The following is a 14,056-nucleotide window of genomic DNA, read 5'->3' on the forward strand; positions in this document are numbered from 1 at the left end:
CTGCTCGCCGCCTGAGACCGAGGAACGACGGCCCGGCAGGGCACACAGCCCCGGAAATTCTCGGAAACGGAAGATCCTTCCCGTCGGCCGACTATTTCAGCGGCCTGTTAGGGATTATCGGTTTTCGACGCCCGGGACGCTTGATCGGTCGATCATCAGTGCTTCGAGAACAGATCCCGAAACTTGCAAAGCGTCGTCGTGATGTCGAAGCGCTGATCCGGCAAGGCCTCGCCCGCAAGGATGCGGTTCAGCGCGGCGGCCGGATCGGTTTCGCCCGTCAGAAGCACATCGGCGCCGCGCTTTTTCATGCGCCGCACGAAGCCATCGCCCGCGCTGCCCGCGACAACCACCTCGACGCCGTCCAGCGGGTGCGGCGCATCATCCTCGAAATAATGCAAGATTTCGCTGTTTGTAAGCTGGATGTGCTTCGGCGCGGGCAGAGGATCGCCCGCCTTCACCGACGAAAGATCGTAAAGCAGCCAGAACCGCGATTGCCCCGCATGTCCGGCGACGCTTTGCCAGTCTTTCGTTGCGATTGCGATTTTCATGCTGCGCCCCCGTCTCCCGAAATATCCCGCGTTGTATATCGCATTATCGGAACGTTGCCCGCATTTTGCAAAGCCAACACGCGTGCGGGTTCTTTCGACATCGCGAGAGGCTTGCGGAGCGAGCGGAAAGGCGGCATCCGGCCGGTCGATCCTGAGCGTTCCTTGGCGGCCGGACGCGCAACAAAGACTTGCGAAGCGGCGAAAACTGCTCCATTGTCCGGCCCTGATCAGCGGACGGTGCCGTCCGCTGTTGGGGAATAGTTTAATGGTAGAACAGCGGACTCTGACTCCGCTAGTCTTGGTTCGAATCCAGGTTCCCCAGCCACTTGATTTTACTACGCTTTTCTCCTTTTAGAGTGAGAACATCACGAGGCGGTCGGGCGCTCAGTCGGGGAAACTCGTTCTCTTTTCGAGCTTCCTGGTAGCGGCTTCGCCCAGCGTAGGATCGCGCGCGAGATAGTGCGAATCGAGGATCGTGCGCACGTCTCGAAGCGAATGCCCGGTGAGAGTCGCAATCTCCGGGACGGACGCGCCAGCCATGGCAAGCGCGTGACAGCGGTCGCGCGAAGGTCATGAAATGTAAGGTCGATAATCCCGGCTTTTTTGACGGCTTTCCTCCATGACGAACGAAAGTGGATCGCGGCGTTCGGCCCGTTCCGGCTCGGCGGACTCGCCGCCATGCCGGTTTGCCTGCGGCCGAGGGTAGCGGCCGCTATTCGCGCCAGTCTCGCGGACTTTTGCGCTCCTGACCGGGGCCTTTGCAAAAAATCTCGTAGAGAAGAGCGATCACGCGCTTTATGTCCTCGTCCGCGATGCTGTAGTAGACCGTTTTCCCGTCCCTCCTCGTGGTCACGAGGCCATCCAGCCTGAGACGCGCGAGCTGTTGGGAAATGGTGGGTTGACGGAGCGACAGCGAATTTTCCAGGTCTGTCACCGAGCGCTCTCCTTCCGTGAGGAGGCAGAGAAGAAGCAGCCTCGTCTCGTGTGAGAGAGCCTTCAGAAAATCGGTGGCGAGACGCGCGTTTCGCATCATGTCGTCGAGCTTGGGCGGACCGTCGGCGCTCTCCCCCAACTTGCCCCCCGAATCGACCGGGATCGTAGCGTCTTCGCTTTTCATGGAATGTGGTCCGCGCTCAATTTTCATCTGTTCTAATCAGCCTGACATAGGTATATATGAATATGATGTCCTTTTGGAACCCTAGTGACCAAAAGGCAATTGCATCCACGAGCGGCTCGTTTCGAGCTTCGCGAGGCACGAAGGCACATCCGCCGCGAATCCGACCATTGGCGATGCCGACCGCAATAGCAATAGGCGCAGCAATATTTGTGCCTGAGCCGCAGAAACGCAAAGCACAAGCAGTCAGGAGGAAAAGGAATGCACTCCTATCCCGTCGACATCACGCAAAAGCCCAGCGTCGAACCTTTCTTCGATGCCGAAACGAATACGATCAGCTATGTCGTTCGCGATCCTGCCTCGAACGACTGCGCCGTCATCGATGCTGTCATGGATTTCGACTACTCTGCGGGGCGGCTCGGCTTCAAATCCGCGGACAGGATCGTCGATTTTATCCGGGCGCAGGGCTTGCGGTTGGAGTGGCTGATCGAAACCCATGCCCACGCCGACCATCTCTCCGCCGCGCCATATATTCAGCAGAAGCTCGGCGGCAAGATCGCCATCGGCGAGAACATCCGCGAAGTCCAGGAGGTGTTCGGCAGGCTCTTCAATGAAGGCGTGGAGTTTCGCCGCGACGGGAGCCAGTTCGACCGCCTCTTCAAGGACGGCGACACTTATAAAATCGGAACGCTCAATGCGTTCGCGATGTCAACGCCGGGGCACACACCGGCCTGCATGACCCATGTGATCGGCGACGCCGCTTTCGTGGGCGACACATTGTTCATGCCGGACGGCGGCACGGCGCGCGCCGATTTTCCCGGTGGCGATCCGAGGCAACTCTTCCGCTCGATCAAGAAGGTGCTCAACCTTCCGCCCGAGATGCGTTTGTTCATGTGCCACGATTATGCCCCGAACGGCCGGGCGATCCGCTGGGAAACAACGGTGGCCGAAGAACGCGCGAAGAATATCCATGTTCGCGACGGTGTCACCGAAGATGAATTCGTCGAGATGCGAACCGCTCGCGACAAGACCCTCGGCATGCCCAAGCTGATCATCCCATCGATCCAGGTCAACATCCGCGGCGGACGTATGCCCGAGCCCCAGGCCGATGGAAAACCCTTCCTGAAGGTACCCATAAACGCGCTCTGAAAAGGTGACTGGCCGAGGTTACAACGCACAAGTTCGGGGATGAAACAGCGGTGAAGACGCAAACCTACGCGGTGACGCCCGCAGGCACCTGCCCGCCGAAGTCGGCATCATGATTTCTGACATTCTGGCCTTTGGATCGGGCGCGCTTGTCGGCTTCGTCCTCGGACTCATCGGCGGCGGCGGGTCGGTGCTGGCTGTGCCGCTGCTCGTCTATGTCGTCGGCGTGAAGTCGCCCCATATCGCCATCGGAACGAGCGCAATTGCGGTTGCGTTGAGCGCCCTCTTCAATCTCGTCCAGCATGCCCGCGCGCGAAACGTGAAATGGCAATGCGCCAGCGTTTTCGCCGTCGCCGGGGTCGCCGGTGCATTTCTCGGCTCAAGCATCGGCAAAGCCTTCGACGGTCAGAAGCTTCTTCTGCTTTTTGGTATCGTCATGATCGTGATCGCCGTCTTCATGGCCGTCAAGAAAGGAACCTTGGGAAACCCCAACGTGAAACTCACGAGCGCGTCGGCACAAAGGCTGCTCCCCCGGCTCTCATCCTATGGTTTTGGCGTTGGAACCGTTTCAGGCTTTTTCGGCATAGGCGGCGGCTTCCTTGTTGTGCCGGGCATCATGGCGGCCACCGATATGCCGATGCTTGTGGCGGTAGGATCTTCGCTTGTGTCGGTAACGGCATTCGGCCTCACGACGGCGGCCAACTACGCGGCCTCCGGCCTGATCGATTGGGCGCTCGCCGCGGTGTTCATCGGTGGCGGGATCGCCGGGGGCTTCTTCGGACGTCGTGCGGCTGTGCGCCTTTCGGGGGAAAAGCAAAAACTGAGGCTCGTCTTCGCGGGAATCGTCGCTGCGGTCGGCGTTTACGTCGTCGCGCGCGGGGTGATGAACATCGCCGACGCATGATGGCTGCACGCGGATTCGAACCTGAAACCTGGGGGGAGAGACATGTTTGGAAAAGCGTGGAACGACGGCCGCGCAGCTTTTGAAATATATGCGCCGGGCCTCATGTTGAGCATCGTTATAGCGATGGCGGCGACCTTCATCTCCATCGGTTATGGCGGCCCGACAATTCTGTTCGCCCTTCTCCTCGGCATGGCTTTCAATTTCGTTTCGCAGGACGCCCGTTATGCGCCCGGGCTACAATTCGCCGCGAAGGAAATCCTGCGCATCGGCGTAGCGCTTCTCGGTGCGCGCATTACCGCCACGCAAATCACGGGGCTTGGGTGGTCAACCCTTGGCGGGGTTACCGCGGCCGTCGTGCTTACCATCATTTTTGGTCTTCTCGCCGCCCCGATCGCGGGCATGACGAGGCGCTTCGGCGTCCTGACCGCAGGGGCGGTTGCCATTTGCGGAGCGTCGGCCGCGGCTGCAATCGCTGCCGTGTTACGTCGCGACGAGAACCACGAGCGCGACATGGCTTTCACCATCATCGCCGTCACGACGCTCAGCACGGTCTGCATGGTGCTTTACCCGCTCATCACGAAATTTCTTCATTTCGACCACGCCGATTCCGGCGTTTTCCTCGGCGGCACGATTCATGACGTGGCCCAGGTTGTCGGCGCGGGCTACAGCGTCTCGCCCGAGACGGGAGACGTGGCAACGATTGTCAAGCTGCTGCGTGTCTCTCTCTTGCTGCCTGTGGTGATTGTCATCACCCTCGTCGAGCGCCAGACCAGCGGAACCGCCGGCGGGGGACGCACCAAGCTGATCCCGAACTTCCTGCTGGTCTTCATCGCGATCGTGACGCTCAACAGCTTCGGACTAGTCCCAAGCTCCGTTCAATCCGAGATGAGCGACGCGTCTCGCTGGTGCATCGTGATTTCCATCGCGGCACTCGGCATCAAGACGTCGCTGGCGGCGCTTGCAGAAGTGGGGCACCGTGCCATCTTCCTTATGGTGCTGGAGACGGCTTTCATCGCTTTCCTGGTGATGGCGCTGGTAAGGCTTGGTTAGGATGAGCCGCTTCTTCGACAACGGCCTGTTGGATCGGTACGAGTGATCTGATTGCATGGCAATCAGATCGATAAAAAGGTCTCTTCTTTGAAGTTTAGAGACGGATTCACCGATCAGGTTGGGTCAACCCGATCGGATCCGGCTCTAGTAGGTAGGCCGCATCGATCCGATAATTCGCATCGCGAAGCCGGGCAAAAGGAATGCGAGCCCCACCATCCAGAAAGGCCTGCTTTTGAATTCGAGCAGCGAGGCCTCCTCGGTGATGCGGGGCTCCAGACCCACAACCATCCACAGCACCTGACAAATGAGAAAAAACGCGCCGAGGACGAGAAGAAGGCGGCCGGAAAAGCGCAACAGGCGCGTCCCCCAGCCTTTGAAAACCCATATTGCCAAACCCAGACAGCCTGAGAGAAGCAACACGCCTCCCATATAGCCCAGCGGCAACAGGAACGGCGTCACATATGACACCGCATCAAGCATGGCTTGCTTCAAAGCGTTTCCTCCGCATTTTTTTTGCTATCGTGCCCAGTAAAATCGCGGAGTGACAACTCTTCTTTCGTTCCACGAGTGTCGGTGGCGAGGCTGTTTCAGCCGTGGTGCGTTTCGTTTGTTGACTGCAAATCCGGTAGTGCAATTATCATCCGCCAGCATTGCGAATGCGCAATCCGGCGGCGGCAAGCGGCATCAGAGCCGCTGAAAAGGATCGTGTGACGCTCGTGGGTTTCGTGACTTGAACCGAATTACATCCGCAGAGGCCTGGACAGGCGTTGCCGATTGCCTGAACTGCAACATTCGGCAGTCGGTTCTCTTTGCGGGCCTGGACGAAGCCGATTTCCGCGACCTTCACCGACCAGTCGACCAACTCCAGTTCGCAGCGGGAGAAATCGTCTACCGCGCAGGCGATGATGGTGTGTCGCTTTTCACCATTCGAACGGGGCTTGTTAAGCTGACGCACTACCTGCCGGACGGCAGCCAGCGCATTGTTCGCCTCCTGAGCAAAACCGATGTCATCGGGTTGGAATGCATGCTCGGCGATGTCTATCAGCATTCGGCCATCGCCTTGCAGGCCACCGAAGTCTGCCGGTTGCCGGTCAGCAGCGTAAAAAGGCTTTCGCTTGGCAACTCACGGCTTTTTCATACCGTGATGGCGCATTGGTATCGCGCCCTCAGTGACGCCGACCGCTGGATTACCGAGCTTTCGACCGGAACGGCGCGGGACCGCGTGATACGGCTTCTGCTTTGGCTTTCGGAACGTGAACCCGGCAATTCGTGCAGTTTGTTCAGCCGGGAAGACCTGGGCGCAGTGCTGGGGCTGACCACCGAAACAGCGAGCCGATCGATGGCGGAACTGAAACGTCAGGGTCTGATCCGCGAACACAGCCTCAACCGGTTTTCGTTCGATATCATCGCGCTTCGCCGTATCGTTGAAACGCGTATGCGGTAGTTCCACCACCGCCGGGGGCGCGGCCCTGTCAGTGGGTCGGCCGAAGCGCTCCGACGAGCCGCATCACGAAGCCGGGGAAGAACAAGACAAGGCCGATCAACCAGAACGGCTTGTTGTTGATCTCGAACCAGGCTTCCCGGAAATCGACGCTGGGGTCCAGCCCAAGAGCCATTGCCGCAATTTGAGAGACCAGGAAAAACACACCGAGCAGGATCAGCAAGCGCCCCGTGAGCCGTAACAAGCCCGTTCCCCTGTGGGTGACGACCCAGATCAGGAAGGCGATGAATCCGACGACGAGCAGAACGCCACCCACATAGGCAACCGGCGTCATGTACTGAATCACTTGTGTCGCTATATCGATCATCGTTTGTTTCATTGCATTCCTCCCGCGTCCTTTTTTGTAAACCAGGCTTTGTATCCGGTTCGAGTCAGGGGTGCATCGGCATCGTTTCCCCCGCATAGTCGGATTTCCAGCGAACCGCCGGTTCGAGCCGGGATCTTGCGAAAGCCACGAACCTCTTGACCCATGGGTTGCTCGGGCTCGATCGCAGATGACTGAAGCTCGCGAGAAGGTTTCCGATCACGATACCGTCGCGGCCGCCGCCTAGTCCCTCGCCCCGCTTCATTCGGTAGGCGAACCGCTGCCCGCTGCTCATGTTTTCGAGGGCGGCATAATGGAACTCATGGCCCGGAATGTTCGCGCGCGGTGAGGCTCCGAGCGGTGTCCAGAGCGCATCGGGCGTCTCATTCAGGATCACCAGGCCGCGCCCCTGAGGGCGGTCATGCATGACGGCGTCGGCCGGGATGACACCCACCATTTCATGCGAGACGCCCTTCCACCGGATGGATCGCGCCAGATACATCATGCCGCCGCATTCCGCATAGGCTGGAAGCCCCGCACGAATGCGGCGCGCGATGTCGGCGCGAAGCTCGGCATTGGCTTCGAGTCCGGCCGCCTGCGTCTCGGGAAAGCCGCCGCCGATGAAGAGGCCGTCCGCATCGGGGAGTCGCCTGTCGGACAGCGTGTCGAAAAAGCAGAGCTTCGCACCGGCGCGCTCGAAAGCCTCCAGATCGTCGGCATAATAGAAGCCGAAAGCGCTGTCTCTGGCGATGGCGATTCGAACGGGCGGCTCCGCCCTTCTTTCGCGCACATCGAGGAAGTTCGCGGGCGACGCGGGCGCGCGCTCTGCAATCGCGATGATCCGGTCCACGTCGACGCCATCTTCGACGGCGGTTCTCAGCCTGGCGATAACGCCGCGAAGTTCCGCGGTCTCGGACGGCGTCATGAGCCCGAGATGGCGCTCGGCGATCGCGAAGTCCTTGTTGCGAGGAAGAGCGCCAAGCACGGGAATATCGGTGTAGTGCTCGATCGCCTGCCGCAGTTTGTCCTGCTGGCGCGCGGTTCCCACCTTGTTGAGAATGACGCCCTCGATGGCCACGGCGCGGTCGAAAGCCTGATAGCCGAGAACAAGCGGCGCCACGCCTCGCGTCATGCCGAGCGCATCGATGACAAGTATGACTGGCGCCGCCAGAAGCTTCGCGAGCGCGGCGCCGCAGTCTTTCCCGTCAAGATCGATGCCGTCATGCAACCCCTTGTTACTCTCGATCAGCGCGAGATCGGAGGCGGACTCGCGGGCCGCGGCAGAGCTGAGGATTTCAGCCGTCGTATGCGTGTTGAAGTCGAGGTTGTAGCAAGGCCTGCCGCTTGCGTGGGCAAGCCACATCGGGTCGATATAGTCGGGCCCCTTCTTGAAGGTCTGAACGGAAAGGCCGCGCGCGGCGAGAGCGGCGGCAAGCCCGACGGAGAGGGTTGTCTTGCCTGACGACTTATGCGCCGCCGCTATGAGAACCCGCGCCATCAGACGCTCGCCGGGCGCGGAAGAAATGGCAAAAGTTTCAGCGCAACGCCGGTCAGAACCATTGCCAGCGAAACCCCGCTCAAGCCGAGCAGCACTTCCGGCAGAGACGGCCAATATTGCGCGACCGCGCCGTCATGGAAGGAGCTTGAAACCTCCATGCCGGGGAAGAGGGAAAGCGGGAAAGCCTGTCCGCCGATGATGGTGAAGTACATTTGCGCCACCCCTCCGATGAGGAAAAGCGGCGCGGCAATGGCGACCGAGCGCCAGGCATGACGCCCCGATCCGAAGACAAGAATGGCGAGCGGCAGGAGAAGGCCGATCCCTATTTGTCCGATCCAGAAGACAAGCGTATAGATGCCGCCGTCACGCAGCAGGAAAGCTTCCACGTCGCGAGTGCCGGGCGCGTAAAGCTTGGTCAGGTGAAGGACCGCCGTGAAATAGAGGACCGAGAGCGCGAAGAGAATGAACAGGCCGCGGAACTTGCCGAGCATGTCCTCGCTGATGAGTTCGTGTCGAACTTCCCGGCTCATGGTCAGAAGAACGAGCACCGTGAACGCCAGCCCATAAAGAAACGACGCCGCGATGAACAGAACCGGCATGATCGCGGACGAATAGGCGTCGCGCGCGATCAGGAAGCCGAAGATGGCGCCGGTTCCCGTTGTCAGGGCAAAGCGCCAGAAGAAGGCGAAACCGCCCACGATCCGTGTGGGCATCGAAAAGCGGGAGACGCGCCGGTCCATCATCACGAAGAGGTAAAGGGCGACCACCGCGATGAAGCCCGTGTACAGATAGATATTCCAGGCGAAGATCGAGCGGAAATTGTATGTGGTCATTGCCACGATCAGGCGATCCGGCCGCCCGAGATCCAGCACCAGCACGGCAAGGCCGCCGAGGAGCAAGGCGACTGCCAGAACGCCGGAAAGCCTGGCATAGGGCTTGTAGGCGAGCTTGTTGAAGACCGACGAGAACGAAGCCACGTTCAGCGCCCCCGAAGCCGCGACGATCAGGAAAACCGCGAAGACGTGCGGAGTGCCCCAGACGATCTGGTTCGACATGCCGGTGACCACGTGGCCGTGATGTTCCATGTAGAGCGCCGCGCCGAGACCCGCCGCGATGACAAGCACGTGCAGGCCAAGCAGCCCCCAGAAGAAGGCGCTGTGATCGGTAAGCTTCTGATATGCGATCTTTGCCATGCCCAACCTTGCCGTGGCTCTTCAGATGTTCGCGTAATAGATGCCGGTGTTGCAGCGCAGATCCTCGCGGATGCGCGTCGTGCGATAGGTCGCGATGCGCTTTGCGATCTCGCTCGACGGATCGCCGAGGTCGCCGAACAGCATCGCCCCGCCTGCCGCCTGACATGCCTCGACACAATGCGGGATACCCCCGGCGTCGATGCGATGGACGCACAGCGTGCAACCCTCGACCGTGCCCTTGCCGCGCGGCGCATCGGGCTTCGGATTCTCGACCGGCTCATGCACGAAGGACCGTGCCTTGTAAGGGCAGGCCATCATGCAATAGCGGCAGCCGATGCAGATGTGACGGTCGACGAGCACAATGCCATCCGCGCGCTTGAAGGACGCGCCCGTGGGGCAAACGTCGACGCATGGCGCGTTCGCGCAGTGCTGGCACATGACGGGGACGGAGAAGCCCGCGCCGGTTTCCGGGTTCTTCGCGGACACCTTGCGGACCCACTGCGGGTCTGTCTCGGGATGACCCGTGTCTTTCCACCCGAATGCCGCCGAGCAGGCGTCTATGCAGGCCGAGCAGCCATCCTTGCATCGGGCGGCATCGATCAGGAGGCCCCAGCGCACTTTTGCCGAAGCGGGCGCGGTTTCGGCGGCCGCCGCGTCGCCCATCGCATAGAGCGTGACGCCGGGCGCGAGCAGCGTCGCCGCCATGCCCGCAGCGCTCCTCAGGAAGGTCCGACGGCTTTCGTCTGTGGCTTTCACGCTCATGGTCGCTCCTTCTGGAAGAAGGCCGCCAGACCGGAAAGGCCGGAACGCGATCCTTCCGCACCCTTGACCTTCTCGTCCGGCCGCGAAGCATGGCACTGGAAGCAGTCGATGGAGACAGCAGCGTAATCGTGGCAGCTTCGGCAGAAGTGCCGGGAATCGCCATGGCTCACCGGTTGGCCATCGGCGCCCTTGACGGCATGACAGCCGACGCATCCCGCAAGGCCGAACGGCTTTCCGCGCACGCCCTCATGCACGGTCTCGTCGCGCTGATGCTTCATCAGGTCCATGTGATTGCGCCGCATGACATCGGTGGACGCTACGCAATGCTCGCCCTTGCCCTTCGGAGGATGCGGCATAAGCCCCTCCGCGAAGGCGGAGCCGCTCACCATGGCGAACAGGAGCAGCGCCAGGACGCATTCCGGGATGACGCGACGGAGAGTGCCGGAAGCGGTCATCGGCGGCTACTCCCCCAGTCCCATTTGAATGTAGCCGGTCGGGCAGACATCCTGGCAGATGTGGCAGCCCACGCATTTCGTGTAATCCGTTGCGACATAGCGGCCGACCGCGCGCTCCTTCTTCGGGACGCGGTCGATTGCCTTCTGCGGGCAGTAGATCAGGCAGGCGTCGCATTCGAAGCAAAGGCCGCAGCTCATGCAGCGCTCGCCTTCGGCCTTCGCCTGCGCCTCGGTAAAGGCAACGATGCGCTCCTCGAAATCTCCGATCACCCCGTCGGCATCGACATGGCGCTCGCTGCGCTTGTTGCGCGGCGAGTTTGCAAAGTGCCCTTTAAATAGCGCTGTGTGCGGGATGACCTGCGTCGCCGAGCGGTCTTCGTAATTGTGGAGCGCGAACTTCGCTTCCGATGTGCCGCGCGTCGCTTTGTGGTCGTAGGGCTGCGGGTCGAGGCCGCGTCCGTGAAGCTCGTTCAGCAAGTTGAAGTGATGCACGTCGACCTTGGGCCGCTTGTCCTGGGGATTGCCCGCAAGGAAGTACGTGATCGTCTCCGCCGCGATGCGCGCGTGCCCGATGGCTGTCGTGAGAAGATTGGGGCGCACGACGTCGCCGCCGGCGAAGTGCTTGTCCGTGCCCTTCACCTTGAAGACGGCGTCGATGGCGATGGCGTTCTTTCCGCTGTTGAGCCGCTCCAGACCCTCGGCAAGGTCGGCCATCTGGCCGATGGCGGAAATCACCATATCGCAGCTGATATCGAACTCCGTGCCTTCGACGGGGATCGGCGTCGTCCCCTTCATGGTGCACTGACACATCCTGATGGCCGTGGCACGCCCCGCTTCATCCGCCAGGATTTCGAGCGGCATGACGCCCCCGCGAATGTCGATGCCTTCCCTCAGCGCATCTTCACGCTCGCGGGCGGCCGCCGTCATCTGATCGAGCGGGAAAAGCGAGGTCAGCACCGCCTGCACGCCCTCGCGCCGGATCGTTCCGGCAACATCGTGCGCGGTGTGTCCCAGCGTCTGCGTTGGCGGAATGTCATGCTCCGCTTGCTGGGTGATATGGCCCAGGCGGCGCGCAACTGACGCCACGTCGATCGAGGTATCGCCGCCGCCGATGACGACGATGCGCCTTGCCGTCGAGAACACCCAGCCGCGATTGAAGGCGTCGAGGAACTCCACGCCGGTCAGGCAATTTTCCGCGCCCCAGCCCGGCACGGGTATTCCGCGCCCCTTCTGCGCGCCAATCGCCCAGAAGATGGCGTCAAAACCGGCTTCCAGCTCGTCGATGCCGATGTCGCGGCCCACCGTCGTCTTGAGCCGAACCTGGACGCCGAGATCGAGAATGCGGCCAATCTCGGCGTCCAGCTTGTCGCGCGGCGTCCGATAGCCGGGGATGCCGTAGCGCATCATGCCGCCAAGCTGATCGTTCGCCTCGAACAGCGTGACCGCGTGGCCATTCCGTCGCAGGAAATAGGCCGCCGACAGACCGGCCGGGCCGCCGCCGATGACGGCAATCTTCTTCCCGGTATCGGGTCCGGCGGCCGGCGCTTTCAAACCGTGCTCGACGGCCCAGTCGCCGACATATTGCTCGACGCCGTTGATGCCGACATAGTCGTCCACCTCGTTGCGGTTGCAGCCGTCCTCGCAGGGCGCCGGGCAGACGCGGCCCATCACGGAAGGAAACGGGTTCGCCTCCATCATCCGCTGGAACGCATATTCCTGCCACGGCATGCCCGCGACCGGCGGCTTGTCCATGCCGCGCGCGATGGCGAGCCAGCCCCTGATGTCGTGCCCGGAGGGGCAACTGCCCTGGCAAGGCGGTGTGCGATGGACATAGGTCGGGCACTTGTAGGTGTGGTCGGCCTGAAAGATTTTTTGCGACAGATCCGGCCAGTTCCACATGCTTTCGCCGGTCTTGAAACGGCGGAACGTCTGCTGTTCCGGGGCTTCATTTCCTCGATCCATCACGCTTCCTCCTGCGCATTTGCTGCTTGTGCGGGTTCGGCGGTTTCCGCTGGCACAGCGACCGCTGGGACCGGCTCGGCTTGTTCATCCGCCTCGTTGGCTTCTTCGTCCTGCTTCGAACCGGTCAGCACGATGGCGTTCGAAACCATCTGATGCACGCTGACGATCGCCTCCATGTCGAAGCCGAACTTCGGGAGCACTTTTGAAAACTGCGCCTTGCAGATGGCGCAAATGGCCGCCATGTGCGTCACGCCATGCTCGTCCGCGACTTCGCGGAGCGCCTTCATGCGAGGCGAGGCGCCCTTTATGCGCAAGTCCATAAGCTCGTCCGTCAACAGTCCGCCGCCACCGCCGCAGCAGAGCGTCGCCTCGCGGATCGTGTCGGGGTCCATGTCGTAGTAGTGATTGCAGGACGCGCGCAGGATCGCGCGCGGAATCTCGAACTGGCCGCCCGGCACATCGCCCATGCGCGAAGCGCGCGCGACATTGCAGCTGTCGTGGAAGGTCAGTCGGATATGATCGTTCTTCGACTTGTCGAGCGTGAGCTTGCCCTGCCGGATCAGATCGTGGGTGAACTCGCAGATGTGCTGCGGAACCGGATAGCGCCGGTCGAGGAAATCGAACGGACCCGCGAGCGTATCGAGAAAATTATACGCGACGCGCCAGGCATGCCCGCATTCGCCGAACACGATCCGCTTCACCTTGAGATCGCGGGCGGCATCTGCGATGCGCTGCGCGACCTTCTGCATGGTCTCGTGAGAGCCGATGAACATGCCGAAATTCGCGGCCTCCGACGCGTGCGAGCTGAACGTCCATGAGACGCCGGACTCGTGCAGCACCTTGGCGTAGCCGATCAGCCCTTCCATGTGCGGCGAGGCGAAGAAGTCGGCGCTCGGAGTCACGAGAAGGATGTCGGCGCCCTCCTCATCGAGCGGCAACCGCACGGGGACGCCCGTGTCCTCCTCAATCTCCTCCTCAAGGCTCGCGAGCGTCGCTTTCAGCGCCTTGGGCGGCAAGCCGAGATTATTTCCGACCTTGAAGACCTTGCCGATGATTTCGTTGCAATATTTCTGTCCCATGCCGATGTGGTCCATGATCTCGCGCGCGGCCATGGAAATTTCGGCGGTGTCGATCCCGAACGGGCAATACACCGAGCAGCGGCGGCATTGGGAGCACTGATGGAAGTAGGTGTACCACTCGTCGAGGACTTCCCGGGTGAGGTCTTCCGCGCCGACGAGCGATGGCGCGATCCTGCCCGAAAGCGTGAAATGACGGCGGTAGACCTTGCGCATCAGGTTCTGGCGCGCGACCGGCATGTTGTTCGGATCGCCGGTGCCGAGGAAGTAGTGGCACTTGTCGGTGCAGGCGCCGCAGCGCACGCAGCCATCGAGATAGAAACGCAGCGCGCGGTTGTTCCTGACGAGGTCGCCAAGCTTCGCAATCGCCTTTTCCTGCCAGTTCTCGACAAGCTCACCGGGAAAGCCGAGCGCTGTCTGATGCGCGGCTGACGCGGGGAAAGGTTTGCTGTTCGCCATCGCTCCGATGGCCAGCGACGGGCACTCCAGCGGGTCTGGATGCAGCGGGCGCTCGGCCGAGTCTTCAGTTGTCAGGCGATCCAC

General features: G+C 61.5%; 16 protein-coding genes and 1 tRNA gene. 5 read left to right on the top strand and 12 right to left on the bottom strand.

Going from position 1 to position 14,056, the window contains the following annotated elements:
- Window positions 1-155: 155 nt before the first annotated feature.
- Window positions 156-548 carry a hypothetical protein gene (locus KKP04_RS14050; protein WP_215032892.1) on the bottom strand — a complete coding sequence of 131 codons (393 nt, stop codon included), beginning with the start codon at window positions 546-548 and terminating at the stop codon, window positions 156-158.
- Window positions 549-799: 251 nt separating this feature from the next.
- On the opposite strand from KKP04_RS14050, the gene KKP04_RS14055 reads away from it, so the two are divergent.
- Window positions 800-873: transfer RNA gene (locus KKP04_RS14055), tRNA-Gln, on the top strand.
- Window positions 874-932: 59 nt separating this feature from the next.
- Here KKP04_RS14055 and KKP04_RS15615 read toward each other — a convergent pair.
- Both KKP04_RS15615 and KKP04_RS14065 read right to left on the bottom strand, forming a co-directional pair.
- A complete protein-coding gene (locus KKP04_RS15615; RefSeq protein WP_251134132.1) occupies window positions 933-1,088 on the bottom strand; it encodes a hypothetical protein in 156 nt (51 codons plus the stop codon).
- Window positions 1,089-1,260: 172 nt separating this feature from the next.
- Window positions 1,261-1,665, bottom strand: a complete 405-nt coding sequence (locus tag KKP04_RS14065; RefSeq protein ID WP_215032895.1) for a helix-turn-helix transcriptional regulator — start codon at window positions 1,663-1,665, stop codon at window positions 1,261-1,263.
- A 258-nt stretch (window positions 1,666-1,923) separates the two neighbouring features.
- Here KKP04_RS14065 and KKP04_RS14070 point away from each other — a divergent pair, with 258 nt between their 5' ends.
- From KKP04_RS14070 to KKP04_RS14080, 3 genes are all read left to right on the top strand, one after another.
- Window positions 1,924-2,811: an MBL fold metallo-hydrolase gene (locus KKP04_RS14070; protein WP_215032900.1), complete on the top strand. Its 888-nt coding sequence runs from the start codon at window positions 1,924-1,926 to the stop codon at window positions 2,809-2,811.
- A gap of 109 nt (window positions 2,812-2,920) precedes the next feature.
- Window positions 2,921-3,712, top strand: a complete 792-nt coding sequence (locus KKP04_RS14075; protein ID WP_215032903.1) for a sulfite exporter TauE/SafE family protein — start codon at window positions 2,921-2,923, stop codon at window positions 3,710-3,712.
- 42 nt (window positions 3,713-3,754) lie between these two features.
- Window positions 3,755-4,762, top strand: a complete 1,008-nt coding sequence (locus KKP04_RS14080; RefSeq protein WP_215032906.1) for a YeiH family protein — start codon at window positions 3,755-3,757, stop codon at window positions 4,760-4,762.
- Window positions 4,763-4,906: 144 nt separating this feature from the next.
- Here KKP04_RS14080 and KKP04_RS14085 read toward each other — a convergent pair whose 3' ends face one another.
- Together KKP04_RS14085 and KKP04_RS15990 are read right to left on the bottom strand one after the other, a co-directional pair.
- The gene (locus KKP04_RS14085) at window positions 4,907-5,221 is read right to left on the bottom strand and encodes a transporter (protein ID WP_371818818.1); all 315 of its coding nucleotides are present in this window, start codon (window positions 5,219-5,221) and stop codon (window positions 4,907-4,909) included.
- Between the two features lie 128 nt (window positions 5,222-5,349).
- On the bottom strand, window positions 5,350-5,466 hold the full coding sequence (locus KKP04_RS15990; RefSeq protein WP_371818822.1) for a hypothetical protein: 117 nt from the start codon (window positions 5,464-5,466) through the stop codon (window positions 5,350-5,352).
- 206 nt (window positions 5,467-5,672) lie between these two features.
- Here KKP04_RS15990 and KKP04_RS14090 point away from each other — a divergent pair, with 206 nt between their 5' ends.
- Window positions 5,673-6,206: a Crp/Fnr family transcriptional regulator gene (locus KKP04_RS14090; RefSeq protein ID WP_371818823.1), complete on the top strand. Its 534-nt coding sequence runs from the start codon at window positions 5,673-5,675 to the stop codon at window positions 6,204-6,206.
- A gap of 28 nt (window positions 6,207-6,234) precedes the next feature.
- Here the strand turns inward: KKP04_RS14090 and KKP04_RS14095 are convergent, their stop codons facing one another.
- Genes KKP04_RS14095 through dsrK form a run of 7 tightly spaced genes read right to left on the bottom strand, consistent with a single transcriptional unit; the run spans window position 6,235 to window position 14,056 of the window.
- Window positions 6,235-6,582, bottom strand: a complete 348-nt coding sequence (locus KKP04_RS14095; RefSeq protein WP_215032915.1) for a transporter — start codon at window positions 6,580-6,582, stop codon at window positions 6,235-6,237.
- Window positions 6,583-6,634: 52 nt separating this feature from the next.
- Window positions 6,635-8,065, bottom strand: coding sequence for a cobyrinate a,c-diamide synthase (locus KKP04_RS14100; RefSeq protein WP_215032918.1), 1,431 nt, complete (start codon window positions 8,063-8,065; stop codon window positions 6,635-6,637).
- A complete protein-coding gene (gene nrfD, locus KKP04_RS14105; protein WP_215032921.1) occupies window positions 8,065-9,258 on the bottom strand; it encodes an NrfD/PsrC family molybdoenzyme membrane anchor subunit in 1,194 nt (397 codons plus the stop codon). The genes KKP04_RS14100 and nrfD overlap by 1 nt, the downstream gene beginning before the upstream one ends.
- A gap of 21 nt (window positions 9,259-9,279) precedes the next feature.
- A complete protein-coding gene (gene dsrO / locus KKP04_RS14110) occupies window positions 9,280-10,020 on the bottom strand; it encodes a sulfate reduction electron transfer complex DsrMKJOP subunit DsrO (protein WP_215032923.1) in 741 nt (246 codons plus the stop codon).
- Window positions 10,017-10,475, bottom strand: a complete 459-nt coding sequence (locus KKP04_RS14115) for a hypothetical protein (protein ID WP_215032926.1) — start codon at window positions 10,473-10,475, stop codon at window positions 10,017-10,019. Before KKP04_RS14115 ends, dsrO begins: the two co-directional genes overlap by 4 nt.
- 6 nt (window positions 10,476-10,481) lie before the next feature.
- A complete protein-coding gene (locus tag KKP04_RS14120) occupies window positions 10,482-12,437 on the bottom strand; it encodes an NAD(P)-binding protein (RefSeq protein WP_215032928.1) in 1,956 nt (651 codons plus the stop codon).
- The gene (gene dsrK, locus KKP04_RS14125; protein ID WP_215032931.1) at window positions 12,437-14,056 is read right to left on the bottom strand and encodes a sulfate reduction electron transfer complex DsrMKJOP subunit DsrK; all 1,620 of its coding nucleotides are present in this window, start codon (window positions 14,054-14,056) and stop codon (window positions 12,437-12,439) included. Before dsrK ends, KKP04_RS14120 begins: the two co-directional genes overlap by 1 nt.

The organism is Rhodomicrobium sp. Az07 (genome assembly GCF_018619475.1).
Taxonomy (GTDB): domain Bacteria; phylum Pseudomonadota; class Alphaproteobacteria; order Rhizobiales; family Rhodomicrobiaceae; genus Rhodomicrobium.

Bases quoted from the DNA above. Each gene is read 5' to 3' on its own strand.
- KKP04_RS14050 (WP_215032892.1), bottom strand. From the start codon at position 548: ATGAAAATCGCAATCGCAACGAAAGACTGGCAAAGCGTCGCCGGACAT.
- KKP04_RS15615 (WP_251134132.1), bottom strand. From the start codon at position 1,088: ATGGCTGGCGCGTCCGTCCCGGAGATTGCGACTCTCACCGGGCATTCG.
- KKP04_RS14065 (WP_215032895.1), bottom strand. From the start codon at position 1,665: ATGAAAAGCGAAGACGCTACGATCCCGGTCGATTCGGGGGGCAAGTTG.
- KKP04_RS14070 (WP_215032900.1), top strand. From the start codon at position 1,924: ATGCACTCCTATCCCGTCGACATCACGCAAAAGCCCAGCGTCGAACCT.
- KKP04_RS14075 (WP_215032903.1), top strand. From the start codon at position 2,921: ATGATTTCTGACATTCTGGCCTTTGGATCGGGCGCGCTTGTCGGCTTC.
- KKP04_RS14080 (WP_215032906.1), top strand. From the start codon at position 3,755: ATGTTTGGAAAAGCGTGGAACGACGGCCGCGCAGCTTTTGAAATATAT.
- KKP04_RS14095 (WP_215032915.1), bottom strand. From the start codon at position 6,582: ATGAAACAAACGATGATCGATATAGCGACACAAGTGATTCAGTACATG.
- KKP04_RS14100 (WP_215032918.1), bottom strand. From the start codon at position 8,065: ATGGCGCGGGTTCTCATAGCGGCGGCGCATAAGTCGTCAGGCAAGACA.
- nrfD (WP_215032921.1), bottom strand. From the start codon at position 9,258: ATGGCAAAGATCGCATATCAGAAGCTTACCGATCACAGCGCCTTCTTC.
- dsrO (WP_215032923.1), bottom strand. From the start codon at position 10,020: ATGAGCGTGAAAGCCACAGACGAAAGCCGTCGGACCTTCCTGAGGAGC.
- KKP04_RS14115 (WP_215032926.1), bottom strand. From the start codon at position 10,475: ATGACCGCTTCCGGCACTCTCCGTCGCGTCATCCCGGAATGCGTCCTG.
- KKP04_RS14120 (WP_215032928.1), bottom strand. From the start codon at position 12,437: ATGGATCGAGGAAATGAAGCCCCGGAACAGCAGACGTTCCGCCGTTTC.